Raw genomic sequence first — 25,599 nt, forward strand, 5'->3', positions numbered from 1 at the left:
TCAGGGTCCTAGGAGTTCACGCTCCGCGGCCTCCGGTTCGCCCGGCGTCTGCGGACGGCGTGGTTCACGGACGCCACGGCGCCCGCCAGACAGAGGCCGACGACAACGACGGGGATGATGGCGAACCACTCGGTTTCCCACCAGCCGCCCGCGTCTCCGGCGTAGGCGATGCCCCCGGCGGTGAGGAAGAGGCCCACCACCAGCTTTCCCGGCTGGAACTCATGACGTGGCACGGGCCACCTCCGCCTGGCCGAGTCCGACCTGGAGGTCGAGGTCGAAGGTGCCGCCGTCCTTGCCGCCCGTCGCCGGCCGCAGGGTCACCTGCTGGTGCTTGCCCGGTTCCACGTCCACGTCCTTCTTGTCGTCACCCGGCAGCTGGATGTCTCCGACGCCCACCTCGACGGTCAGCCGCACGGTCGCGTCCTTGGGGACGATCACCTTCAGCCGGCCCGCGCCCACCTCGGCGTTCGTCCTCACCGTCTGTCCCCCGGCGAGGTCGACCCGGCTGAGGTCGAGGGTGCCCACGCCCGTGCCCAGGTCGTAGCCCGCCCGGACGTCGGCCGCGGTCGCCGGCGCCCATTCCGTCCGCACCCAGTGCGTGTCGATGTCCTTCGGCAGGGCCGAGGAGGCCGCGAGGAGCCCGGCCGTGATCACCGCCAGGAAGACCGTTCCCGCGCCCGTGCGACCGCGGAACGAGCTCACGGCGATCCCCAGGCCGAACACGATGAGCGCGGCGGCGAGTCCGGCCTGGAGGCTGGTGCCGAGCGACCGGTCGTGCCACTTCAAGCCCGTGGTCAGGCCGCCCGCCAGGAGGGCGAGCAGGAAGACACGGCCGCCTATGGGACGAGGGCCGCGCTGCCCGCGCTCCCGTTCCGTGCGCGGGACGGCGCGGGAGGTGCCGCGGGCGATGTCGAGCGCGGCCGCGACGTCGCGGTCCGGGGTCTCCGAGGGACCCCACATATAGCCGGTGCCGCCGACGTGCGAACCGTCCTTGACGATCGGTTCGCGCCACCAGGAGGGATAGGAGTCGGGGACGGGCGGGGCCTTCGCCTCCGGCGGGGCGTCGGCGGCGGCCTGCGCGGCCAGGGGGTCCGGGTCGGCGGCGCCCCGGTTCCGCGACCAGTAGCCCGCGCCCGCCAGCAGCAGGGACAGGACGACGGCGAACGTCAGCACGCTGCCGTTCTTGAGCATGGACAGGAACACTCCGCAGCCGACCAGCGCGAAGAGCACGGCGGTCAGCGCGGGGCCGTCGACCCGGCCGGTGAGCAGCTTGCGGACCTCGTTCTCCTCCTCCTCGTCGTCGTACGGGACGAAGAGCCAGGCGAAGCCGTAGAAGATGAGGCCGATGCCGCCGGTCGCGGCGAGCACCGCGAGCACGATGCGGAAGATCACCGGGTCCATGTCGCACTGCCGGCCGAGCCCGGCGCACACCCCGCCGAGCATCTTCTGCCGACGGTCGCGCCGGAACCCGCGCGGCAGCCCGGAGGACGGGTCGGCGCCGGAGTCCGCCGGCCGTGCCGCGGCCGCTTCCCCGTGGGCGCGCGGCTCGTCACCCGGAGCGGTGCCGGGATCCGGCCCCGCCGCCGCGTGCTGCTGATCTGTCATGCGTCCATGGTGACGGGCGGGACGGCGCGGCGGCAGTCGGGATGACCCTGGCCGAACCCTGATATCCGCCCGGAGGGGAGGACGGGGACTGTTCGAACGGCGATTCCTGAAGATCAGGGGAGTTTCGGGGGCCGACCCTGATGCTCCGGTACGCCGGGCGTGTGACGATCGATGGCATGCCGGAAGCCGCAGCCATGCCCGCAGACGACCCGCGGCCCCCGCGCAAGCTCTACCGGAGCAGCGACGGACGCTGGCTCGGGGGCGTCGCGCGAGGGCTCGCCGGACATCTCGGGCTGCCCGTGGTCTGGGTGCGGCTGGTGTTCGTCGGACTGTTCATGGCGGACGGGCTGGGCGCGCTCCTGTATGCCGCGTTCTGGTTCTTCGTGCCCCTCGGCGTCGGCGGCGTCGGCTCCGGCCGCACGCCGGCGTTCACCACCGAGACCTCGCCCGACGGCCGGCGCAGACTGGTGGCCCGCAAGCCGGACAAGGGCCAGATCGTCGCGCTTCTCCTCATGGTCGTCGTGGCCATGGTCTTCGTCGGCAACGTGAACCTCGGCGGCGGCACGAAGGCGTATCTGTGGCCGACGGTCCTCGTCGGCGCGGGAGTCGCCCTGGTCTGGCGTCAGGCGGACAACGCGCGCCGCGCCCGCTGGGCGGAGGTCGGCCGCCGTCGCCGCACGCTCTCGCTGCTGCGGTCCGCGGCGGGCGTGCTGCTCGTCACCGCCGGCGTCTCCGGGATCTTCGTCCTCCAGGGCTCCGCGGCCCACCTCGGCTCGGTGCTGCAGGCGGCGCTCGCGGTCCTCGTCGGCATCGCGCTGCTCGCCGGCCCCTATCTGATCCGGATGACCCAGGACCTCTCCGAGGAGCGCCTGATGCGCATCCGCGCGCAGGAACGGGCCGAAGTCGCCGCCCACGTCCACGACTCCGTGCTGCACACCCTGACCCTGATCCAGCGCAACGCGGAGAACGCGAACGAGGTGCGGCGCCTCGCCCGCGCCCAGGAGCGCGATCTGCGGGCCTGGCTCTACAAGCCGGACGGCAGCGGCAAGGACGAGGACGAGGAGCCCGCCACCCTCGCGGAGGCGGTCCGCGGTCACGCGGCCGAGGTCGAGGACAAGCACGGCGTCCCCATCGAGGTCGTCGTCGTGGGCGACTGCCCGCTCGACGACCGGCTGACCGCGCAGATGCAGGCGGCGAGGGAAGCGATGGTGAACGCGGCCAAGTACGGTGGCGAGGGCGGCGCCGTGCAGGTCTACGCCGAAGTCGAGGGCAGGACGGTCTTCGTGTCCGTCCGCGACCGCGGCCCCGGCTTCGACCTCGACGCGATACCCGCCGACCGCATGGGCGTCAGAGAATCGATCATCGGCCGTATGGAGCGCAACGGCGGCACGGCGCGACTGCGCGCGGTGCCGGACGGCGGCACGGAGGTCGAACTGGAGATGGAGAGGGTGGAGAAAACGTCATGAGCGACACGAACGAGCCTGTGGAGTCCGGCGGTTCGGCCGCGGAGGCCTCCGGTGCCGCCGCATCCGCGGGCGCCGCCCCCGCGGCAGGCGCCGAGGGCGGGCGCCGGGTGCGCGTGGTGCTCGTGGACGACCACCGCATGTTCCGTACGGGGGTCCAGGCCGAGATCGGGGAGACCGGGCGGACCGGCGTCGAAGTGGTCGGCGAGGCCGCGGACGTCGACCAGGCGGTCACGGTCATCACGGCCACCCGCCCCGAGGTCGTCCTCCTCGACGTCCACCTTCCCGGCGGCGGCGGTGTCGAAGTGCTGCGCCGCTGCGCCCCGTTGATGGCCGACGCCGAGCAGCCGGTCCGTTTCCTCGCGCTGTCCGTGTCGGACGCCGCGGAGGACGTGATCGGCGTGATCCGTGGCGGCGCCCGGGGGTACGTCACCAAGACGATCACCGGCACGGATCTCGTGGACTCCGTCTTCCGCGTCCAGGACGGTGACGCGGTCTTCTCCCCGCGCCTCGCCGGATTCGTCCTCGACGCCTTCGCCTCCACCGACGCCCCGCCCGTCGACGAGGACATGGACCGTCTCACCCAGCGCGAACGCGAGGTCCTGCGGCTCATCGCCCGGGGGTACGCCTACAAGGAGATCGCCAAGCAGCTCTTCATCTCCGTCAAGACGGTCGAGTCGCATGTCTCCGCGGTCCTGCGCAAACTCCAGCTCTCGAACCGCCACGAGCTGACCCGCTGGGCGACGGCGAGGCGGCTGGTCTGACGCGGTCCGACCCGGCTGGTATCGGGACGGGCGGAAGCCCCGGGCGACGGACGGCCCGGGGCCCGCGGCCTCGCCGCTCAGGCGATCACGCGACCCGCGCCGCTCCGGCGAAGGGCATCTCCGTGATCGGCGCCACCCGCACCGGCGCCGACGGATTCGGCGCGTGGATCATCTGGCCGTTGCCGACGTAGATGCCCACGTGGGTGATGCCCGAGTAGAAGAACACCAGGTCGCCGGGCTGGAGTTCGGACAGGGCGACCCGCCTGCCGACGTTGATCTGGGAGTACGTCGTGCGGGGCAGGGAGACGCCCGCCGATCGGTACGCGGCCTGGGCGAGCCCCGAACAGTCGAACGCGTCGGGGCCGGTGGCGCCCCAGACGTAGGGGCTGCCGAGCTTCGCGTAGGCGTAGGCGACGGCGGCCGCCGCCCGGGAGTTGGGCGCCGCCGCGGTGCCCGCGCTGCCCGCTCCGGCGGCACCTGACGTGCCGGAGGCTCCCGACGCCGCGACGGGGGCCGGATCGCGGGAGGCGTCGCGCGAGGCATGCTGCTGGTCACCCGCGCCGCCTCGCTTCGCGTACTGCGTGCGCTGTTGCGGAGTGAGGCGGTCGAGCAGCCGGCGGGCCGCGCCGAGCTTCTCGTTGACCGTCTTCTTGTGCTGCTTCAGCTCGGTCTGCCGCGACTTGAGGGCCGCCAGTTCGATGTGCGCCGCCCCACGCAACTGCTCGAGCTCACGGAGCTGTTTGCGTACCCCGGCGATCTTCGCCGACTGCCGGGTGCCGACCCGCTCGGCGAGCGCGGCCCCCTCCAGATACTGGTCGGGGCGGTCGGAGAGCGCGAGTTGCACCACGGGGTCGAGCCCACCGCTGCGGTACTGCGCCGCGGCCATCGAACCCAGCGCTTCCCGGGCCGAGTTGAGCCGGTCCTCCCGGCGGGCCGCCTCGTCGCGGAGCTTGCTCAGGTTCGCCTCCGCCTCGCCGGCCTTCTCCTTGGCGCCGTCGTACTTCTGGGTGGCGGCCTCCGCCTCCTCGTACAGCTTGTCGACCCTTGCCTTCACCTGCGCCGCGGACAACTGGGGGTCGGCGTGCCCGACCCCGTCGAAGCCGGTGGCCGTCGCCGCGCCCGCGAGGGCGATGGTGACTGCTGTGCGGGCCGTGTTTCCGCCGACCGAGCGCTGTCTGGCCTTGCGGTGCGCTGCCACGAGGGCCCACATCCTTCCGTGCGACCGCCCTTGAGGTGCGGTCAAGCGGTGACACGTCCGGCGGCGGCTCACACAGGGGGAGCGGGCCGCCGCCGGACCTTCTCGGCGGTGGTGTCCGACTGCCGTCCCTGGCCCGGACGGTGGTGGGGAGCCGGTCACCTGGTGAAGGACGCTAAACCTGGGAGCGAGCTGTTGGTAACGCTATGTATGGAACTATCGCTATTGGATCGCCGAGAGACCAAATGTGACCAAGATTCCGGTCGTACGTCACGACTTCACGCAGGGTGATGACCGAAGCGGCGATTCCCGGACGGCCCGCGCGGTGCCGGTGCTATGGCTGACGCGTGATGGTCCGGTGGCGAGGGAGTGCAGATCGGGGCCGGAGCGTGACGGGGGCCGGTGGGGCGGGACGGCCCGGGGAACGGGCGGGGCCCCCGGGAGGGGAGGGTGGTCGGCGGGCAGGGGTGGGTCAAGGGTGCCTGGTGGGAATGGGGGCCCGGCCGGGAGGGCCTCAGGGGGTGCAATTAGGCTCCGGCCCCATGGACGTACTCATCCATCTCTTCGTCGGCCTGTGGACCTGACCGGCCGAGGCGGTCCCGTTCGCCGGGGTCGAGGGCGGCCCTGACCGGCGTCCGCTCGGCACGGGGCGGACCGACGGCCGCGTCACCCCCGCGCGGTGGACCTGAGGGGCACCGTCACCCCCGCACGGTGGACCTGAAGGCGAGAGCGGCGCCCGCGGCCGCCGCGAGCCAGGCCGCCACCGCGATCCACAGCAGCACCTGTCCCGGCCCCTTGAGCCAGAAGACGTCGAGGGCGGCCGCGACCGCGAGGGCCGCCACCGCCGACATCCCCATCGGGAAGACGGTGGCCCAGCGCCGGACGTCGTACCGCGGGCGCGGCCACACCACCTCCGCGACGGCCAGAAGGAAGTAGCAGGCGAGGTCGAGCGCGAGCAGAGCGCCCGTCGTATCGCGCAGGACGCCCTGGTCGTCGTTGTTCCACAGGTACGGATCCACGTGGTGCGCCGCGACGAGTCCCGCCCCGGCCAGTGCCGAGATGCCCAGCGCGCCGGCCGCGATCCAGTGGTCCCCTGCGCCCTTCCTCACCTCGCCCAGGTCGAAGCAGGCGAACGAGAGCACGTAGAGCCCGATCCCCAGCCAGAACAGCACCAGCGCGGTGTGCGCGAGCCAGTCCGGGCCCACGGCGGTGGCGATCGTGGCCGCGAGGACCGAGAGCCCCTGGGTGGCCACGCAGACGAGGAACACCTCGCCCGGCATACGGCGCCGCAGACGACGCAGGACGGCCCACAGCAGAACCGGCCAGAGCACGGCCGACAGCGCGAGCAGGGCTTCGGCGAGCTCGTGCCACCCCAGTGCGGAGAACCGGGTGCCGAGCACGGTGGTCGCCGCGACCGCGTCGAGCCCGGCGGGTGTGCCGGCCTGCCGCGCCCACCGCTCCCGGTCGCCCACCAGCCGGACCGCGAGGTCCGCGGCGAGCCCGGCCCAGGCGAGCGACGCGAGGACCAGCGCGATCCGGGAGAGGGTCTCGTGGCCGGTCAGGTGCAGCCCGATCGAGATGATGCCGGTGGCCATGACGGCGGTTCCGGCGGTGGCCGCCCACCCCGCCCGCCGGGCGCGGAGCGAGGTGCTGTCCGGCATGTCCGGTGTGTCTGACATGTTCTCGATGCTAGGGACCTCCGCACCGGGTTGCGGGCGGGCCACGCGCGGGCGGGAGACGAAAACGCGGGGCACGCGTGGGGACCGGGAAGCCCCCGCGCGTGCCCCGCGAGAGCGGCGCCCGTGTCCCGGTCTACGCCGGGCGCACCACGCTGTGGATCGCGGAGGTGCCGTCGTAGTAGATCGACTCCTCGCGGACGTACGCGCCCGGCTTCGGCGCGTGGATCATCATGCCGTCGCCGATGTAGAGGCCGACGTGGCTGATGTCGTCGTAGAAGAAGACCAGGTCGCCGGGCCGGGCGTCGGCGAGGGAGACCGTCGTGCCCGCGTTCACCTGGTCGTAGGTGACGCGCGGGAGGCTGACGCCGGCGGCCTTCCAGGCGGCCTGGGTCAGGCCCGAGCAGTCGTAGGAGTCCGGGCCGGTGGCGCCCCAGACGTACGGCTTGCCGATCTGCGCGCGGGCGAACGCGAGCGCCTCGGCCGCCTTCGACGAGGGGTCCGTGGCCGTCGATCCTGTCGACGAGCCGGAAGCCGTGCCGGTCGTGGTGCCGGACGACGACTGCTGCTGGGCGGCCTTCTCGGCGGTGGCCTGCTGCCGTGCCAGCTCCGCCGCCTTGGCCGCGGCCTGCTCCCGCTTCTTCTTCTCGATCGCCGCCAGCCGCGCCTTGTCCTCGGCGTTCAGCTTCGAGAGCAGGGAGCGGGCCTCGGTGAGCTTGTGCTGCACCGTGGCCTTGGACGTCTTGAGCTCCTTCTGCGAGGCGGTCAGTGACTCCAGGTTCCGGGTGGCCTCCGCCCGCTTCCTGGTGGTGGCGGCCTGCTCGGTGATGTAGTCGTCGACGGCCGCCTTCTGGCGGTTCGTCAGACGGCTCATCAGCTGGGTCTGGTCGAAGTAGTCCTGGGGGTTGTCGGCGAGCAGCAGGGTCGCGGTGTCGGGCGCGGAGGCCCCGGTGCGGTACTGCGCCGCGGCGAACGACCCCAGCTCCTCGCGCGCGGTGTTGAGCTTCTCGGTGCGCCGGGCGACGTCGTCGAGCAGGGTGTCGACGCGCTCGCGCTGCTCGGCGGTCTTCTCCCGGGTCGCGTTGTACTTGTTCGTGGCCGTCTCGGCCTGGTGGTAGAGGTCGTCGACCTTCTTCGAGACCGCTTCGATGCTGGGCCGGGGCTCGGCCGAGGGGGCGGCGTTGGCGGTCTGGGAGAGCAGGGCCACGGAGGTGATGGCCGCTGTGGCGAGGGCCGGGGTCCGTATGCCTGCGATGCGCGCACCCGTGGGACGCGCCTTGCGGTGTGACGCCAAGAGAGGCGACTCCTTCCGTCATCCGCCTACCGAGTTAGCTGTCGGGTTCGGGCGGGTGGTTCCGGAAGGCTGCCCTACGGTCCTTGCCCCACAAGGCGGTTGGACCGATTCACCCCAAGATCGGTGGGTCCCCGGCTCCGGGGCCTCGCGGCGTACCGGACTCGGCGGAGGCCGCTCGGCCCGGCGAGGTTCGCCGGTCGCGGTCGGGCGGCCTTCCGGCACGCTAGCCAACCGGTGTGGCCCGTGTGAAGGTTGATGTGCGATATGCCCGATACATTTTCGTGACCACTGCCGTGTGTCCCGCGGGCGGCGACCCGCTCGTCCGCCCCGTCGAACGGACCCCGCTCGCTCCGGTCCGCTTGCTCCGAGCCGCTCGCCGGAGCCGCTTGTTCCGAGCCGCTCGCCGACGGAATGTCGCGCCGGGTGACCGCTCGGCCGCCTCCGGTCACGGGGTGTGAGGTGTCGTGGCCGGAAGGCCGCCTTCCCCGGGGCGTCCGCCGGGACCCTGGTCACACTTGCGGCCGAGTTCTCGAGGTGGCGGCGGGCTGTCGGTGGGGCGGCCTAGACTCGGAGAGCGATGAGCAGCCTCTTTGACGACAGCTTCCTGGCGGACCTCAAGCCCTCCGGGGCCCACGAGGACGAACACCCGCCGCCGCCCGAGGACGAGCACGTACCGGAGCCGGTTCCGGACGATCTGTTCGGCGGGAAGTTCGACATGCCGCCGAGCCGGGACGCGTACTACCGCGACGGTGCGCCCAGGCCCGCCGTGGACCCGGCGGCCCTGCTGGACGGACTGAACGAGAACCAGCGCGCGGCCGTGGTCCACTCCGGCTCCCCGCTGCTCATCGTGGCCGGTGCCGGCTCCGGCAAGACCCGCGTGCTCACCCACCGGATCGCGCATCTGCTCGGCGAGCGGAACGTCCACCCGGGCCAGATCCTCGCGATCACCTTCACGAACAAGGCCGCGGGCGAGATGAAGGAGCGCGTCGAGGCGCTCGTGGGCCCGCGCGCCAACGCGATGTGGGTGATGACCTTCCACAGCGCCTGTGTCCGCATCCTGCGCCGCGAGAGCAAGACGCTCGGCTTCACCTCGTCGTTCTCGATCTACGACGCCGCCGACTCCAAGCGGCTGATGGCGCTCGTCTGCCGTGATCTCGACCTCGACCCCAAGCGTTTCCCGCCGAAGTCGTTCAGCGCCAAGATCTCGAACCTGAAGAACGAGCTGATCGACGAGGAGGACTTCGCCGCCCAGGCCACCGACGGCTTCGAGAAGACCCTCGCCCAGGCGTACGCGATGTACCAGTCGCGGCTGCGCGAGGCCAACGCGCTCGACTTCGACGACCTGATCATGACCACGGTCAATCTGCTGCGCGCCTTCCCGGACGTCGCCGAGCACTACCGCCGCCGCTTCCGGCACGTCCTGGTCGACGAGTACCAGGACACGAACCACGCGCAGTACGCCCTCGTGCGGGAGCTCGTGGGGACCTCCGAGCACCCCGTGGACGTACCGCCCAGGGAGTACGACCTGGCACCCGCCGAGCTGTGCGTCGTGGGTGACGCGGACCAGTCGATCTACGCCTTCCGCGGCGCGACCATCCGCAACATCCTCCAGTTCGAGGAGGACTACCCGAGCGCGACGACGATCCTCCTGGAGCAGAACTACCGCTCCACCCAGACGATCCTGTCCGCCGCCAACGCGGTCATCGAGCGCAACGAGTCCCGCCGCCCCAAGAACCTGTGGACCAACGCGGGCGCGGGCTCGAACATCACGGGCTATGTCGCGGACACCGAGCACGACGAGGCCCAGTTCGTCGCCGACGAGATAGACCGTCTCTCCGACGCGGGCGAGGCCAAGGCCGGCGACGTCGCGGTCTTCTACCGCACGAACGCGCAGTCCCGTGTCTTCGAAGAGATCTTCATCCGCGTCGGCCTGCCCTACAAGGTCGTCGGCGGCGTCCGCTTCTACGAGCGCAAGGAGGTCCGGGACGTCCTGGCGTACCTCAGGGTGCTGTCCAACCCCGAGGACTCCGTCCCGATGCGCCGCATCCTGAACGTGCCCAAGCGCGGCATCGGCGACCGCGCCGAGGCGATGATCGACGCCCTCTCGCAGCGCGAGAAGATCAGCTTCCCGGCGGCGCTGCGCCGCGTCGACGAGGCCTACGGCATGGCCGCGCGCTCCACCAACGCGGTCAAGCGGTTCAACACGCTCATGGAGGACCTCCGCACGATCGTCGAGTCCGGCGCGGGCCCGGCCACCATCCTGCAGGCGGTCCTCGAACGCACCGGCTATCTCGCCGAGTTGCAGAACTCGACCGACCCGCAGGACGAGACCAGGGTCGAGAACCTCCAGGAACTCGCCTCCGTGGCCCTGGAGTTCGAGCAGGAGACCGGTGAGGGCGAGAACACGGGCGGACTCGCCGCGTTCCTGGAGCGGGTCGCGCTCGTCGCCGACTCCGACCAGATCCCGGACGAGGAGGACGGCAACGGCGTCATCACCCTGATGACCCTGCACACCGCCAAGGGCCTCGAATTCCCCGTGGTCTTCCTGACCGGCATGGAGGACGGCGTCTTCCCGCACATGCGCGCGCTCGGACAGGTGAAGGAACTGGAGGAGGAGAGGCGCCTGGCGTACGTCGGCATCACGCGCGCGCGGGAGCGGCTCTACCTCACCCGGTCCTCGGTGCGCAGCGCGTGGGGCCAGCCCTCGTACAACCCGCCCTCCCGCTTCCTCGAGGAGATCCCGGCGACCCATCTGGACTGGAAGCGCACGGGGGCGACGGCGTCCAGGCCCGCCGGTCCCGTCTCCGGCGTCGCCGCCTCCCTCTCGTCCTCGCGTTCGCGGTCCGCGGCCTCGGGTGCCTCCGGGTTCGCCACCCGTCGCGGTGCCACCGAGAAGCCGGTGGTCTCGCTGGCCGTCGGGGACCGGGTCACGCACGACCAGTTCGGCCTCGGCACCGTCGTCGGTGTGAAGGGGACGGGCGCGAACGCGGAGGCGACGGTCGACTTCGGAGAGCCCAAGCCGAAGCGGCTGCTGCTGCGGTACGCGCCGGTGGAGAAGCTGTAGTCCGCGAGACCGTTCGCGTGAACCGGTCGACGGGGATCGCGGTGACGGATCGCGGTGATGGATCCGGGTGGCGGATCAGGGTGACCGATCGCAGGGCCCTTGGCCGTCCGGAGACGGCCGGGGGCCCGCGGTCACGCGGCGTCCGGGTTCTTACGTGGGGTCCAGGCCGTGGCTGCGCAGCCACGGCAGCGGGTCGATCGCCGCACCGCCGGCCGGGCGGACCTCGAAGTGCAGGTGCGGGCCGGTCGAGTTGCCGGAGTTCCCGGAGAAGGCGATCTGATCACCGGCCTTGACGGCGGTGCCGGAGGGGAGCTTGTACGTGGAGAGGTGGCAGTACCACGTCTCGGTGCCGTCCATCGCGGTCACGATCATCATGTTGCCGTAGGCGCTGTTCCACTGCGTCCGGACGGTGCCGTCGGTCGCGGCCATCACCGGCGTCCCGTAGGAGACGGGGAAGTCGATGCCCGTGTGCACGGACATCCAGTTGATGCCGGCCTGGCCGAAGTAGGCGCTGAGGCCCTGCTGCACCACGGGAAGAGCGAACTTCGGACGCAGCCGCTCCTTGCGGGCCGCCTCCTCCGCCGCCTTCTTCTTCTCCGTCGCCTGCTGGGCCTTGAGGTCGATACGTTCCTGCGTGCGGCTCGCCCGGTCGGCGAAGTCGTCCGCGCCCGCGGACAGACTCTGGAGCTGGGTGTCCAGCTTGATGTTGGCGGCCGACGGCTTCACCGAGGTCACGTCGGAGGCGCTGGCGGTCGTGTCCTTCGAGTCGTCCCCGCCGAGGCCGCCGACACCGCCCACGGAGGCGGCGGCGATCCCCGCGACCCCCATGACACAGGCCGAGGGCACCGCGACGGTCAGCAGAGCGGAACGCTTCGCGGGGCTGCGGCGCCGGGCGCGGGACGCACTGCGCGTCGCGGGACGCCGGACCGGGGTGATCTCTTCCATGTCGTCGAGCAGCGGCCTCTCGCGCCCCTCGTCGTACGGGTCGTATCCGCCGTCGGGGCCGGCCGTGTCCGCGAGGTCCTCGGCCACGTCGGACTCGTCGTCCTCCGCGGCGAGTTGACCGTGGGTCGCCTGGTCGAAGGTCGCGGTCGCCTGCTGGTCGAAGGGAACCGGGTCCGACGCGTCGGACACTCCCTCGTACGTCATGTCGAGCTGCGTCAGCTCGTGGTGGTCGTACGACTCGGACGCCGCCTGCGGCTGTTCGTACGACTCGGGCTGCTGGTGCTCGTAGGACTCGGTCTGAGGGTGTTCGTACGACTCGGGCTGCGGGTGTTCGTACGCCTGGTACGTGTCCTGGCCGCCGGCGATGTTCCACTGCGTGGCGTCGTACGCGCCCGTTTCCTGCGTCGGCACGGTCCACTGCTGGGTCCCGTCGAGCGGCTGCTCGGGCTGGAGCCAGCCGTTCGCGTCCCACTGGCCCGAGGCGTCGGGGCCCGGATACTGCGCGGGGATCCCGGCGTGCTGCTGATAGCCGTTCGTCCAGGCCGTCGTGTCGTGGGAGCCGGTGCCGTAGGCGGTGGGCTGCGCCGCGTACGGGTCGTAGCTCAGCGGCTGTTGGGCTCCGGCGTTCCACTGCGTGGCGTCGTACGAGCCGGTGCCGCCCGGCATGGTGCCGAAGAGCGGGTCGCCGGCGAAGTCCGTACCGGAGTAGGCGGCCGCGTTCGTCCCCGCGTCGGGGGCCGAGCCGGCGTAGTCGCCGTACGCGGTGAAGTCGCCGTACTGGGCTTCTTGCGCGCCGTAGGGCGCGTAGAGCGCCGAGGCGGCGTCGGAAGCCGGAGTCGGGGGAGTCGCGATCCCCGACGGGTGACGGTCGTTCACCAACTTCTCTTTCGCCTCGACAACAGGGGCTGGCAGAGCAGTGCGGCGACTGTACCCGGCGGTATGCGGGCGCGACAATCTTCGGCAGGTTTCCCCTTCGCGGGAAACGGGCATTCGGCCGTGTTTCGGGGGAGGGCGGGCAAGGGCTTGGCCTGGCGTTCGATAACTGTTCGAAGACTTCGGTTGCCGGGAGGGCCGTCGGGCGGCCGTCAGCCCTCCCGACGGCCGCCCTCGGACCGTTCCGTGCCGCCCCTCACGCCACCGTGAGGCCGCCGCTGCGGACCACGGCGAGGGGCCCCGACATCTCGATGTCGAGTGCCTGCCGGATTCCGGTCGCGACGGCCGGATGCACGGGCAGCGCGAGATGGCCGACACCGCTCACGCGGACGTTCTGGGCGAGCAGGTCGGGATGCTCGACGCAGGCCGTCTCCAGCGGGTCCATCAGATGGTCGAGATCGCTCCAGAAGCTGACGAACTGCGTACGGCAGCCCGGAGCGGGGCCGGTCAGTTCCTCGATCACCGCGGAACCGGGGCGCATCTGGCGGACGATCGGGTGCGCGTTCATCAGGGGTGCGACGCGGGTGCCCGAGTGCGGGGTGCCGAGCGTGACGAGTGTGCGGACGTGGCTGTCGCCGCCGAGACACTGCACGTAATAGCGCGCGATCAGCCCGCCGAGGCTGTGCCCGACGATGTCCACCCGCTCATGGCCCGTGCGCTCGCAGATCTCCTCGATGTGCCGGCCCAGCAGCTCCGCCGCCGTACGGATGTCGCACGTCAGCGGCGAGTAGTTGAGGGACTCGACGTGCTGCCGGCCGTGCTGGGCGAGATTGCGGCGCAGCAGGACGAAGACGGAGCGGTTGTCGATGAAGCCGTGCAGCAGGACGACCGGGGGTTTGGCCTCGGTGGGCAGCGGGGCGGCTACGTCGGGCGAGGGGAGCGGATGTCCGTTCCGGCGTTCCTGGGTGATGCCGGAGGGATAGAGGAGGAGGTGCCCGGCGAGGATCGCGAGCTCCAGGGCCGTTGCCTTCAGCAGCGCCACCGACAGCCCGGCCAGTTTCGTCGGAAACAGGCGCTGGCACAGGGGGAGAAGGGGCGACGCAGCCTCGGTGACCTTCATGGCCGACCTCCAGTCGGCACGCGGGAGGACCACTCCGTCCCCCGTGTGCCCTAGTGGAAAGCCGTGAGGTCGGCGACGGTGGCGGCCGACGGAACGTCCCCGGCGTGGGAGACCGGTGACGCTACGGAGCGCTCGGCCGAAGGGCGCGGAATACGACGCCGACCCCGGCTCCCCGACGTCCGCCGTGCTGGGTGCACCGGCGTCGTGTCGTGGCGTGGAGTCGCCCTCGTGATTCCCGTGGTCCTGCTGCCCGGCCTCGCTCCCCGCTGTCGTGCCGTCCCCGATGTGCCCCAGCACCACGCCGTCCGCTGACGACGGGATGGTGCGGCCACCTGGTCGCGGCTCTTCTTGCGCCTGCTCCGGCCGTGGCCCGTACGCCGCAGGTCCCTGCGGCGCCAGTGCCGCCGTACGGAACCGTGCGCGGCGAACTTGTCCCAGTGTGTGATTTCCCCCTCGCTCTCCACCGCGAAACTGCCGCTTGCGGGATGCTGGCGATAACGTTCGTTCACTTCCCGGGCCGAAAGGGCCCGGGACGCCTGTGCCGCTTGGCGCGATCGGCGATCCGGAGCGATCCGGTGTGGCGAGCGGAAAACTGAGCGATATGTGTCGATGGTCAGTAGTCGGCGCGGTCGATGGACGCCTGTTGGTGACAACGGGTAGTCAATACTGGTCAGTCGGTGAACCTTCGGCCAGTTGTCGGCCGTCGTCCGGCGGTGGTCGTCGCAGGCAGGTGTCGGCGGTCCTCGTCGGTGCAGGTGGAAGTAGTCCGTTGATGGAGGCAGTGATGGGTGTGGCAGCCGGTCCGATCCGCGTGGTGGTGGCCAAGCCGGGGCTCGACGGCCACGATCGTGGGGCCAAGGTGATCGCGCGGGCGCTGCGCGACGCCGGTATGGAGGTCATCTACACCGGGCTCCACCAGACCCCGGAGCAGATCGTCGACACCGCGATCCAGGAGGACGCCGACGCGATCGGCCTGTCCATCCTGTCCGGTGCCCACAACACGCTCTTCGCGGCCGTCATCGCCCTCCTCAAGGAGCGCGACGCCGAGGACATCAAGGTCTTCGGCGGCGGCATCATCCCCGAGGCGGACATCGCCCCCCTCAAGGAGAAGGGCGTCGCGGAGATCTTCACCCCGGGCGCCACGACGGTGTCCATCGTGGACTGGGTACGGGCGAACGTCAGGCAGCCGGCCGGCGCGTGACCGGGCGCCTGCGCCATCCCCGGTGACCGCCGGGGGCCGGGGCTTGCGCCGGCCCGTGCGACCGCCGGGCACCTGCGCCACCCCGGGTGAGCGCCGGGCGCCTGGGCCTGTGTCGGCCCACGTGACCGACTGGTGCCCGCTGCGCCCGCGGGAGCGCCGGGTGCCGGGCTTGCGTCGGCCCGCGTGACCGCCGGGCACCTGCGCCGGCCCACGTACCGACTGGTGCTCGCGCTGCTCCGCTCGGGCACCGGTGACCTTCGGCGTCTCCAGCGCCGGAGCGGTTCGGCGCTGGAGAGTTTCGGCCTTGCCGGGTTCTCCGAGCAGACGGGTTCTCCGAGCGCTGGGTTCTCCGAGCGCTCGGTTCTCCGGCTCCTCGGGTTCGCCCGGCTTCTTCGCGTTCCGCGGTGCGCCGGGAGCAGGGAGCAGGGCGCGGGCAGATCGGCCCGGAACCCCGGGTCCCGGACGCCGTCCGCCCGGCCCACGGCGAGGGGACGTGCCGGCCAGATGCCCTTTCACCGCACGGCCGGAGGGGCGGTCACGGCGCCGTGAGCTCGGCGGACATGGCCGCTCTCAGCCGCAGGGTCGTCACGAGCCGCTGGAAGGCCTCGGCCCAGTAGTCGCCGGACCCCGGTGCCGCGTGTTCCGACTCGTCGGGGACCGAGGTGAGTCCTTCGAGCCGTCCCGCCTCCGCCGGGTCGAGGCAGCGCTCGGCCAGCCCCATCACCCCGCTGAAGCTCCACGGAAAGCTCCCCGCGTCCCGGGCGATGTCGAGCGCGTCGACCACCGCCCGCCCCAGGCCCCCCGCCCAGGGCACCGCGCAGACCCCGAGCAGCTGGAACGCCTCGGACAGTCCGTGCGTACCGATGAACCCGGCCACCCACTCGGCCCGCTCCCCGGCGCCCAGCGTGGCCAGCAGCTTGGCCCGCTCGGCCAGTGACACCGCCCCAGGCCCCCCGGCCTCCGGAGCGGAGGGCGGCCCGAGGAGCGCCCTCGACCACGCGGGATCGCGCTGCCGCACCGCCGCCCGGCACCACGCCGCATGCAGTTCCCCCTGCCAGCCGTCCGTCACGGGCAGGGCCACCATCTCCTCCGGTGAACGGCCGCCGAGCCGATCCCGCCAGGTCGCGAGCGGTGCCGCCTCGACCAGCTGGCCCAGCCACCATGACCGTTCGCCTCGGCCGCCCGGGGGTTTCGGCACCACCCCGTCCCGTTCCATCGCGGCGTCGCACTCGTGCGGCGCCTCGACCGTGATCACCGGTGTCTCCCGGGTACGGTCGACGGCCACGCACGAGGCGGCCCTGTCCGCCATCCTCGCGGCGAGCGCGGACCCCGGCAGGGCGGACAGCAGCTCGGCCGCCGTCGCCCGGACGTTGCGGCTGCGGTCGGCCAGTGCCCGCTCCAGGAACTCCTCGTCCTCGGCGCACAGTCCGGACCGCAGCGAGTCGAGGAACATCAGCCGGTCCTCGGCCCGCTCCGTCGCCCAGGTCGCCACCAGCAAGGCGCGTCCGGCGGCCGGATCCTTGGCCCGTACCGCCGCCAGCAGCGCGACCCGCTCCGCGAACAGGCCCTCCTGCCACAGCCGTTGTATGCCGTCGGCCCCCTCCGGCAGCGCGGCGGCGCCCGACGAGGAGCGCAGCGCGAACCGCCACTCGGGGTTCAGCCGGGCCAGCCACAGCGCCCGCGGCCCGGCGAAGTCGAGTACGGCGGGCCGCAGGTCCGTGCGCCCCCGGGCCGCGTCGAGGAGTGCCGGAAGGGTCCCCGGGGGCGCGGCGAATCCGCGTGTGTTCGCCAGGGCCAGCCACTGGGGCAGCAGCTCCATGAGGTCGGGTGCCGTGCCTCTGCGGCCACCGCCGCCCGCGCCGGGGCGGTCCGCGAGCAGGGTCGCCAGTCTTCGGGCCGCGGCGGGCGGCAGCGGGGCCCGCGGGTCCGGTGCCGCGGGCTCCGGCCGGGCCGCCGCGCGCGCCGGCCGGGCTCCGGCCCGCCGCCGCACCGTCTCCACGGCCGCCGCGTCCAGCAGCGCGACAGGAGCCTGCTGCCCGGGCCGTTGTCCTGGAAGCGTGCGCCGCTCGGTGCCGAGCAGCGCCACGGTAACGAGCTCCTCCCAGGAACCGCCGGCGGGCGCGCCCGCCGAAGCCGGTGTTGTGGTCATGGGCGTCCTTTCCGTACGAAGGGCGTCAGCGGCGGCCGGGCGCCGGGCCGCTGGTCGGGGTGGCGAGGATGACGAGGCCGCCGAAGGCGGCACATGTGGTGAGGGTGGCGCATGTGGTGGGCGTGCTGACCGGGGTCAGCACAGCGGCACCGCCTCGCCCTCACCCTGCGGCCACGCCGTGAGCGGAGTGAAGCCGCGGTGGCCGCACTCGCCGAAGACCGTGACCGGTGCGCCGCCGGACAGGGCGACCAGACGCCACAGTTCGGGCCGGGACCGCGAGGAAGGGCTGAGGGGGAGAGCCGACTCCCCGTCGAAGTCGGCCAGTTGCCATGAGTCGCCGTCCGGGGTCGGGACGACCCGCTCCAGGGTGACCGGGCAGGAGTCCAGCCAGGGGTCGGCGCGCAGCGCTTCTCCGTAACGGGCGGCCGCCTGGGGCGTGGTCAGCCCCGTCGGCCGTATCGCCGCGGGTGCCGGGGGAGTGAACCGCTCGCCCAGCGACGCCCGCAGCTGCCCTGCGCCCGGGTAAGCGGACACCTCCGCCTCGAAGGCCAGCCCCACCGGAAGCGCCAGTTCGGGCGCCCGGCCCGCCGCGCCGTAGGAGAGGAGCAGGGCCGTACGGCCGGACTCGGCGCCGTACAGCCAGATCCTGCGGGTCGTGAGCCGGGCGTCCGCCGTGTCGTACTGCGCGAGGACCAGCCAGCGGTCACGCACCGGCGGGCCGTCCGCGGAGCCGGGCAGTCCGACGCGGGAACGGACCGTCGTGGCCAGGTCGTCCGGCAGCCGCTCGCGCCGCAGCCAGCCCTGGTCGAGAAGGTGCAGCAACGCGCACTCCTCCAGCAGCCGCACGGGCCAGCCCGGCCCCGACGAGGGGATCGCCCCCAACTCCCTTACGCGCGCGGCCAGACCGGGTGCCTGCGCGTCGACCATCCGGGCCGCCGTCTCCTCCCACATCCCGTACCCCGCCCGCTCGGCGGAGGCGAGGCCGCCGCGCAGCAGGTCCGCCAGCCGCTGCTCCAGCTCGGCCGCCCCCGCGGTGATCCGCTCGGCCCGCCGCTCGGCCCTGCGCCGCGCCGCCTCGGGATCACCCGGCGAGGCGGCTCCAGATCCCCCGCCCGCCAGGCTCTTGCCCTCCGCGCGCCTGCGTCTTCCCTCCAGCCACTGGGCGGCCCAGTCCGGTGCCTGCGCGGACGGCACCGCTCCGTCCGCGCCCGCCCAGAGGAGCAGCAGTCCCAGCGCGTGCTTGCACGGGAACTTCCGGCTCGGGCAACTGCACTTGTAAGCGGGACCCGCCGAGTCCGCGATGTCGACGACCGTCTGATACGGCTTGCTGCCGCTTCCCCTGCACAGTCCCCATACCGTCCCCTCCTCCGTACTGCCCGCCTCCGACCACGGTCCGGCCGCGCCGAGCTTGCTCCCCGCCTTGCGTGACGCGGCGTCAGGCGCCAGTGCCAGCACCTGATCCGCCGTCCAGCGCACCGCCTGCTGTGTCATGCCATCGAAGGTAGGACCCACCACTGACAATCGATCCTCGCGAGCACATTTTCGCAGGTCAGAGCGCGTTGTCAGTGGCGTGGTGCACGGTGGAACCAGATCCGAACCGGCCGAGCTGGAGGGGGACCGAGGCATGTCCGTGTCCGTAGAACCGACATCAGTTGACGCACCCGCGGGAGAGAAGGGGCCGAGCCGGCCGAGCGAGGCGCTGCGACCGCACGCCGAGCACGCCTTCGCGGCCGAACTCGCCGCGCTCGCCGCGCAGGACGACCGGCCGCGCCCGGAGCGCTGGCTGCTGTCGCCCTGGGCCGTGGCCACCTATCTGCTGGGCGGCACACTGCCGGACGGCACCGTGATCACCCCCAAATACGTGGGGCCGCGGCGCATCGTCGAGGTCGCCGTCACCACCCTCGCCACCGACCGGGCCCTGCTCCTGCTCGGGGTGCCCGGCACCGCGAAGACCTGGGTGTCCGAGCACCTGGCGGCCGCGGTCAGCGGCGACTCGACCCTGCTCGTGCAGGGCACGGCCGGCACGCCGGAGGAGGCCATCCGGTACGGCTGGAACTACGCGCGGCTGCTCGCGCACGGGCCCAGCCGGGACGCGCTCGTGCCGAGCCCCGTCATGCGGGCCATGGCCGAGGGCATGACGGCCCGCGTCGAGGAACTCACACGCGTACCCGCGGACGTGCAGGACAGCCTGATCACGATTCTCTCCGAAAAGACCTTGCCGATACCGGAGTTGGGCCAAGAGGTGCAGGCCGTCCGCGGGTTCAACCTGATCGCCACGGCCAACGACCGGGACCGCGGTGTCAATGAACTCTCCAGCGCCCTGCGCCGCCGTTTCAACACGGTGGTGCTGCCGTTGCCGGAGAGCGCCGAGGCCGAGGTCGACATCGTCTCGCGCCGGGTCGACCAGATCGGCCGGTCCCTCGATCTGCCCGCCGTTCCCGACGGCGTCGACGAGATCCGACGTGTCGTCACCGTCTTCCGGGAGCTGCGTGACGGGATCACGGCCGACGGCCGGACGAAGCTGAAGTCGCCGAGCGGCACGCTGTCCACGGCCGAGGCGATCTCCGTCGTCACCAACGGCCTCGCCCTGGCCGCCCACTTCGGCGACGGCGTCCTGCGGGCGAGCGACGTCGCGGCCGGCATCCTCGGCGCCGTCGTGCGCGACCCGGCCGCCGACCGTGTCATCTGGCAGGAGTACCTGGAAGCGGTCGTCCGCGAGCGGGACGGCTGGAAGGACTTCTACCGCGCCTGCCGCGAGGTGAGCGTATGAGCGCCGGACGGGACGCCGGGCCACCCGCGTCGGGGGGCGGGGCGATCGTCCGGGGTCCGGGGCCGTTGCTGCTCGGTGTGCGGCACCACGGGCCCGGGTCGGCGCGGGCCGTACGGGCGGCGCTGGAGGCGGCGGCACCCCGGGTCGTGCTCATCGAGGGGCCGCCCGAGGCGGACGCCCTCGTCCCGCTGGCCGCCGACAAGGACATGCGGCCGCCCGTGGCGCTCCTCGCCCACGTGGTGGACGAGCCCGGCCACTCGGCCTTCTGGCCGCTGGCCGAGTTCTCACCGGAGTGGGTGGCGATCCAGTGGGCCCTGGAGCACGGGGTACCGGCCCGCTTCATCGACCTTCCGGCCGCCCACACCCTGGCCGGGCGGAGAGAAGGGACGGACCCCGACCGGGACGGGCCGGTGAGCGCCCCCTCCGACACCCCTCCCCCGGCCGGAGAGCCCGGCGCCCGCGGCCCCGGAGGCGAGCCTGCGCCGGAAGCCGATCGCGGTCTCTCGGACGAGTCCGGCCCCGCGGGTGCTCCCGGCCTCTCGGATGATCCCGGCCCCGCGGCTGCTCCTGGACCTCCGGATGGTCCCGGCCCTTCGGGTGATCCCGGGCAGCCGGGAGCCGCCGGTGGGTCCGGCCGTTCCACAGACGGGACCGACCTGCGGATCGACCCCCTCGCGGTGCTCGCCGAGACGGCCGGTTACGACGATCCGGAGCGCTGGTGGGAGGACGTGGTCGAGCACCGGGCGGGTGCGGCGGACGACCCGTTCGCTCCGTTCGCCGTGCTGGAGGAGGCCATGGGATCGCTGCGCGAGGCGTACGGGGCCGGCGGACACGACCGGGACCTGGTGCGCGAGGCGTACATGCGGCTCCAGATCCGGGCCGCGCAGCGAGAGTTCGGGGACGGCGTGGCCGTGGTGTGCGGGGCCTGGCACGTCCCCGCGCTGCGGCGCAAGGCCACGGTCGGCGCCGACCGTTCACTTCTCAAGGGGCTGCCCAAGGCCAAGGTCCAGCTGACCTGGGTGCCCTGGACGCACCGCCGGCTGTCCCGGGCCAGCGGTTACGGAGCGGGCATCGACTCGCCGGGCTGGTACGGGCATCTGTTCAGCGCTCCAGACCGCCCGGTCGAGCGGTGGATGACGAAGGTGGCCAGGCTGCTGCGCGACGAGGACATGGGCGTGTCCTCGGCCCACGTCATCGAGGCCGTGCGACTGGCCGGGACACTCGCCGCGATGCGCGGTCGCCCGCTGCCGGGACTGACCGAGACCACCGACGCCGTCCGGGCCGTGATGTGCGAGGGCTCGGACGTTCCCCTGGAACTGGTGCGCGACCGGCTCGTGGTCGGCGAGGTGCTCGGCGAGGTGCCGGAATCCGCTCCGGCGGTGCCGTTGCAGCGGGACCTCGCGCAGGCGCAGCGGCGGCTGCGGCTCAAGCCCGAGGCGCTGGAACGGGAGATGGAACTCGATCTGCGCAAGGAGACCGACGCGGGGCGCAGCACGCTGTTGCACCGGTTGCGGCTCCTGGGCGTCGCGTGGGGCGAGCCCGTGGTGTCCCGCGGCAGCACGGGCACCTTCCGCGAGACCTGGCGGCTGCGCTGGGAGCCGGAGCTGTCGGTGCGGGTCGCCGAGGCCGGTGTGTGGGGCACGACCGTGCTGTCCGCCGCGACGGCCAGGGCCGAGGCGGACGCCGTCGGCGCGCCGTCCCTCGCGGATGTCACGGCCCTCGCCGAGCGCTGCCTGCTCGCCGAGCTCCCGGACGCGCTGCCCGTGGTGATGCGGGTGCTCGCCGACCGCGCCGCCCTCGACACGGACGTGGGCCATCTCGCGCAGGCCCTGCCCGCGCTCGTCCGCTCCCTGCGCTACGGCGACGTACGCGGCACGGACACCCACGCTCTCGCCGATGTCGCGGCCGGCCTCGCCGAACGCGTCTTCGTCGGCCTCCCCCCGGCCTGCGCCGCCCTCGACAGCGACGCCGCCGAGGAGATGCGCCGCCACCTCGACGCCGTGCACGGGGCCGTGGGACTGCTGGAGGAGGCGACCCCGGGGGCCGCCGGGTCCGGGGGGATCCGCGGGCGCTGGTACGCGGTACTGCGGGTGCTCGCGGCGCGGGACACCGTGCCGGGTGTGGTCAGAGGCCGGTCCGTCCGCCTGCTCCTGGACGAGGGGGAGCTGGCGCAGGAGGAGGCCGCCCGGCTCATGGGTCTCGTGCTGTCGCCGGGCACGGAACCCGCGGACGGAGCCGCGTGGATCGACGGATTCGTCGGGGGCGGCTCCGGCGGCATGCTGCTCGTGCACGACGAGCGGCTGCTCGCGCTGGTGGACACGTGGCTGACCGGGGTTCCGGCGGACGCGTTCACCGATGTGCTGCCGCTGCTGCGCCGGACGTTCTCGGCGTACGAGACGGGAGTGCGCAGGACTCTGGGTGAACTCGTCCGGCGCGGCCCGGCACCGCGGGCGGACGCCGAGGCCGCAGGCCCGGGCTCCGGCTCCGGCATACCCGGGTTCGCCCCCGACCTCGACACCGGGCGCGCCGACGCCGTGCTGCCGCTGCTGAGCCTGCTGCTGGGGCTGGCCGATCCCGACGCGGACACCGGCACCGGCACTGGCAGCGACATCGGAACAGGCGCGGACACCGGCACCGGAACCGACACCGACACCGGAACCGACATCGACAACGATCTTGTGAGGGTGGCTCCATGACCGAGGTGGCGGCGGGTGCCGGGGACGAGCGGCTGCGGCGATGGCGGCTGGTGCTCGGCGGCGACGAGGCGGACGGCACCGGACGCGTGCTCTCCGGCCGGGACGCCGCCATGGACGGGGCGCTGAGCGCGCTCTACGGGAAGGGGAGCGGCGGGCGGCCGGGGCGGGACCGCTCGGCGGGGCTCGGGGCGTCGGCGCCGTCGGTCGCGCGCTGGCTCGGCGACATCCGGACCTACTTCCCCTCCTCCGTCGTCCAGGTGATGCAACGGGACGCCATCGACCGGCTCGGGCTCTCCGCCCTGCTCCTGGAGCCCGAGATGCTGGAGGCGGTGGAGGCCGACGTGCATCTGGTGGGCACCCTTCTCTCTCTCAACAAGGCCATGCCGGAGACGACGAAGGAGACCGCGCGGGCCGTGGTGCGCAAGGTCGTGGAGGACCTGGAGAAGCGGCTCGCCACCCGCACCCGGGCCACGCTCACCGGCGCCCTCGACCGCAGCGCCCGGATCAGCAGACCCCGCCACCACGACATCGACTGGAACCGCACGATCGCGGCCAACCTGAAGCACTACCTGCCCGAGTACCGCACGGTCGTGCCCGAGCGGCTGATCGGTTACGGGCGTGCCTCGCAGTCCGTGAAGAAGGAGGTCATCCTCTGCATCGACCAGTCGGGGTCGATGGCGGCGTCGGTCGTCTACGCCTCCGTGTTCGGTGCCGTGCTGGCGTCGATGCGGTCCATCGCGACCCGGCTCGTCGTCTTCGACACGGCCGTCGTCGACCTCACCGACCAGCTCGACGACCCGGTCGACGTCCTCTTCGGCACCCAGCTCGGCGGCGGCACGGACATCAACCGGGCACTCGCCTACTGCCAGTCGCAGATCACCAGACCGGCCGACACGGTCGTCGTCCTCATCAGCGACCTCTACGAAGGCGGGATCCGCAACGAGATGCTGAAGCGGGTCGCGGCGATGAAGTCGTCGGGGGTCCAGTTCGTGACGCTGCTCGCGCTGTCCGACGAGGGGGCGCCCGCGTACGACCGTGAGCACGCGGCGGCGCTCGCGGCGCTCGACGCTCCGGCGTTCGCCTGCACACCTGATCTCTTCCCCGACGTCATGGCGGCGGCGATCGAGAAGCGGCCGCTTCCGATTCCGGACACGAGGTGAGCGTTCCTGCCCTGAGCGTGAGCGTCCTGTCCTGAGCGTGAGCGACCGGTTCAGGCTGGTTCGGGGACCCGGACGGCCGAAAGCCGGCGGATCCACCCGACCGGACCCCTGCGCGCCCACCCGACAGGCTCCCGGCGGGGAACGGCCGGCCGTGCGGGGCCCTCAGTGGCTGCTCACAGGGGCCTCACCGGGTGATCCCCGGCCAGGTGAGGGCCCCTCCGGGCCGGATCTGTGACAGGTATCACCGCCGTCGTGTGAGCTGCGATTTAGGGACCCGTGCCCCACGGCGATAACCTGCGAGACGGACATGCCGCGCGCTCGGACATCGTGTGCGCCACCCTTGTGACAGCGGACGTCACGTTGCCCTTCGCGGCACGCCCACGCATCCAACGAACCGCGAGATCACTGATAGGGACGGACGCGCGTGGACCTGTTCGAGTACCAGGCGAGGGACCTCTTCGCCAAGCACGGTGTACCGGTGCTGGCCGGTGAAGTCATTGACACGCCTGAGGCAGCCCGCGAGGCGACCGAGCGTCTTGGCGGCAAGTCCGTCGTCAAGGCCCAGGTGAAGGTCGGTGGCCGTGGAAAGGCCGGTGGCGTCAAGCTCGCCGCCACCCCGGACGAGGCCGTCGCCCGCGCGACGGACATCCTCGGCATGGACATCAAGGGCCACACGGTCAACAAGGTGATGATCGCCGAGACCGCGCCCGAGATCGTCGAGGAGTACTACGTCTCGTACCTCCTCGACCGCACCAACCGCACCTTCCTCGCCATGGCGTCCGTCCAGGGCGGCGTGGAGATCGAGGTCGTCGCGGAGGAGAACCCCGACGCCCTCGCGAAGGTGCCGGTTGACGCCAACGAAGGCGTGTCGATCGAGAAGGCCCGCGAGATCGTCGCCCAGGCGAAGTTCCCGGCCGAGGTGGCCGAGCAGGTCGCCGAGATCCTGGTGACGCTGTGGGACACCTTCATCAAGGAGGACGCCCTCCTCGTCGAGGTGAACCCGCTCGCCAAGGTCGTCTCCGGCAAGGTCATCGCCCTCGACGGCAAGGTGTCGCTGGACGAGAACGCCGAGTTCCGCCAGCCGGACCACGAGGCGCTCGTCGACCACGCGGCCGCGAACCCGCTCGAGGCCGCCGCCAAGGCCAAGAACCTCAACTACGTCAAGCTCGACGGTGAGGTCGGCATCATCGGCAACGGCGCGGGTCTCGTCATGAGCACCCTCGACGTCGTCGCGTACGCCGGTGAGAACCACGGTGGCGTCAAGCCCGCCAACTTCCTCGACATCGGCGGTGGCGCCTCCGCCGCCGTCATGGCGAACGGCCTGGAGATCATCCTCGGCGACCCGGACGTCAAGTCCGTCTTCGTCAACGTCTTCGGTGGCATCACCGCCTGTGACGAGGTCGCCAACGGCATCGTCCAGGCGCTCCAGCTCCTCGCCGACAAGGGCGAGGAAGTCACCAAGCCGCTGGTCGTGCGTCTCGACGGCAACAACGCCGAGCTGGGTCGCCAGATCCTGTCGGACGCCAACCACCCGCTGGTCCAGCGCGTGGACACCATGGACGGCGCGGCCGACAAGGCCGCCGAGCTCGCGGCTGCGAAGTAAGGGACGAGGGACTAAACAGCC

General features: G+C 72.4%; 17 protein-coding genes and 1 riboswitch. Of the genes, 8 read left to right on the forward strand and 9 right to left on the reverse strand.

Annotation, left to right across the window (positions count from 1 at the left end; translation table 11 throughout):
• Positions 1-8 precede the first annotated feature (8 nt).
• Both OG485_RS26260 and OG485_RS26265 read right to left on the reverse strand, forming a co-directional pair.
• On the reverse strand, positions 9-233 hold the full coding sequence (locus OG485_RS26260) for a hypothetical protein (protein ID WP_328670995.1): 225 nt from the start codon (positions 231-233) through the stop codon (positions 9-11).
• A complete protein-coding gene (locus OG485_RS26265) occupies positions 220-1,605 on the reverse strand; it encodes a PspC domain-containing protein (RefSeq protein ID WP_328670996.1) in 1,386 nt (461 codons plus the stop codon). The genes OG485_RS26260 and OG485_RS26265 overlap by 14 nt, the downstream gene beginning before the upstream one ends.
• A gap of 140 nt (positions 1,606-1,745) precedes the next feature.
• Between OG485_RS26265 and OG485_RS26270 the strand changes: the two genes are divergently transcribed.
• Together OG485_RS26270 and OG485_RS26275 are read left to right on the forward strand one after the other, a co-directional pair.
• A complete protein-coding gene (locus tag OG485_RS26270) occupies positions 1,746-3,071 on the forward strand; it encodes an ATP-binding protein (protein WP_328449114.1) in 1,326 nt (441 codons plus the stop codon).
• Positions 3,068-3,832, forward strand: a complete 765-nt coding sequence (locus OG485_RS26275) for a response regulator transcription factor (RefSeq protein ID WP_328670997.1) — start codon at positions 3,068-3,070, stop codon at positions 3,830-3,832. The genes OG485_RS26270 and OG485_RS26275 overlap by 4 nt, the downstream gene beginning before the upstream one ends.
• Before the next feature lie 85 nt (positions 3,833-3,917).
• On the opposite strand, the gene OG485_RS26280 is transcribed toward OG485_RS26275, so the two are convergent.
• From OG485_RS26280 to OG485_RS26290, 3 genes are all read right to left on the reverse strand, one after another.
• Positions 3,918-5,030 carry a C40 family peptidase gene (locus OG485_RS26280; RefSeq protein ID WP_328670998.1) on the reverse strand — a complete coding sequence of 371 codons (1,113 nt, stop codon included), beginning with the start codon at positions 5,028-5,030 and terminating at the stop codon, positions 3,918-3,920.
• A gap of 695 nt (positions 5,031-5,725) precedes the next feature.
• Positions 5,726-6,688, reverse strand: a complete 963-nt coding sequence (locus tag OG485_RS26285; RefSeq protein WP_328674650.1) for a tellurite resistance/C4-dicarboxylate transporter family protein — start codon at positions 6,686-6,688, stop codon at positions 5,726-5,728.
• Between the two features lie 151 nt (positions 6,689-6,839).
• Positions 6,840-7,997 carry a C40 family peptidase gene (locus OG485_RS26290; protein ID WP_328670999.1) on the reverse strand — a complete coding sequence of 386 codons (1,158 nt, stop codon included), beginning with the start codon at positions 7,995-7,997 and terminating at the stop codon, positions 6,840-6,842.
• Between the two features lie 8 nt (positions 7,998-8,005).
• A riboswitch (cyclic di-AMP (ydaO/yuaA leader) is annotated at positions 8,006-8,174 on the reverse strand.
• Positions 8,175-8,574: 400 nt separating this feature from the next.
• On the opposite strand from OG485_RS26290, the gene pcrA reads away from it, so the two are divergent.
• Positions 8,575-11,061 carry a DNA helicase PcrA gene (gene pcrA / locus OG485_RS26295; RefSeq protein ID WP_328671000.1) on the forward strand — a complete coding sequence of 829 codons (2,487 nt, stop codon included), beginning with the start codon at positions 8,575-8,577 and terminating at the stop codon, positions 11,059-11,061.
• A gap of 150 nt (positions 11,062-11,211) precedes the next feature.
• On the opposite strand, the gene OG485_RS26300 is transcribed toward pcrA, so the two are convergent.
• A complete protein-coding gene (locus OG485_RS26300; RefSeq protein WP_328671001.1) occupies positions 11,212-12,996 on the reverse strand; it encodes a M23 family metallopeptidase in 1,785 nt (594 codons plus the stop codon).
• 139 nt (positions 12,997-13,135) lie between these two features.
• Entirely contained in the window at positions 13,136-13,999 is an 864-nt protein-coding gene (locus OG485_RS26305) for an esterase/lipase family protein (RefSeq protein WP_328671002.1), read from the reverse strand.
• 784 nt (positions 14,000-14,783) lie between these two features.
• Here OG485_RS26305 and OG485_RS26310 point away from each other — a divergent pair.
• Positions 14,784-15,200, forward strand: a complete 417-nt coding sequence (locus OG485_RS26310; RefSeq protein ID WP_326785961.1) for a cobalamin B12-binding domain-containing protein — start codon at positions 14,784-14,786, stop codon at positions 15,198-15,200.
• Between the two features lie 535 nt (positions 15,201-15,735).
• On the opposite strand, the gene OG485_RS26315 is transcribed toward OG485_RS26310, so the two are convergent.
• Together OG485_RS26315 and OG485_RS26320 are read right to left on the reverse strand one after the other, a co-directional pair.
• Positions 15,736-17,349: a DUF5691 domain-containing protein gene (locus tag OG485_RS26315; RefSeq protein ID WP_328671003.1), complete on the reverse strand. Its 1,614-nt coding sequence runs from the start codon at positions 17,347-17,349 to the stop codon at positions 15,736-15,738.
• 135 nt (positions 17,350-17,484) lie between these two features.
• Positions 17,485-18,840, reverse strand: a complete 1,356-nt coding sequence (locus OG485_RS26320; protein WP_328671004.1) for an SWIM zinc finger family protein — start codon at positions 18,838-18,840, stop codon at positions 17,485-17,487.
• A 133-nt stretch (positions 18,841-18,973) separates the two neighbouring features.
• On the opposite strand from OG485_RS26320, the gene OG485_RS26325 reads away from it, so the two are divergent.
• The 4 genes from OG485_RS26325 (at position 18,974) to sucC (ending at position 25,578) form a co-directional block, all read left to right on the forward strand.
• The gene (locus OG485_RS26325; protein ID WP_328449095.1) at positions 18,974-20,119 is read left to right on the forward strand and encodes an ATP-binding protein; all 1,146 of its coding nucleotides are present in this window, start codon (positions 18,974-18,976) and stop codon (positions 20,117-20,119) included.
• Complete coding sequence (locus OG485_RS26330) at positions 20,116-22,815, forward strand: DUF5682 family protein (protein WP_328671005.1); 2,700 nt, start codon at positions 20,116-20,118, stop codon at positions 22,813-22,815. Before OG485_RS26325 ends, OG485_RS26330 begins: the two co-directional genes overlap by 4 nt.
• The gene (locus tag OG485_RS26335; protein WP_328671006.1) at positions 22,812-23,975 is read left to right on the forward strand and encodes a VWA domain-containing protein; all 1,164 of its coding nucleotides are present in this window, start codon (positions 22,812-22,814) and stop codon (positions 23,973-23,975) included. The genes OG485_RS26330 and OG485_RS26335 overlap by 4 nt, the downstream gene beginning before the upstream one ends.
• A 424-nt stretch (positions 23,976-24,399) precedes the next feature.
• Positions 24,400-25,578: an ADP-forming succinate--CoA ligase subunit beta gene (gene sucC, locus OG485_RS26340; protein WP_328671007.1), complete on the forward strand. Its 1,179-nt coding sequence runs from the start codon at positions 24,400-24,402 to the stop codon at positions 25,576-25,578.
• Positions 25,579-25,599 lie beyond the last annotated feature (21 nt).

Origin of the sequence: Streptomyces sp. NBC_00328 (genome assembly GCF_036139655.1) — a bacterium.
GTDB lineage: Bacteria > Actinomycetota > Actinomycetes > Streptomycetales > Streptomycetaceae > Streptomyces.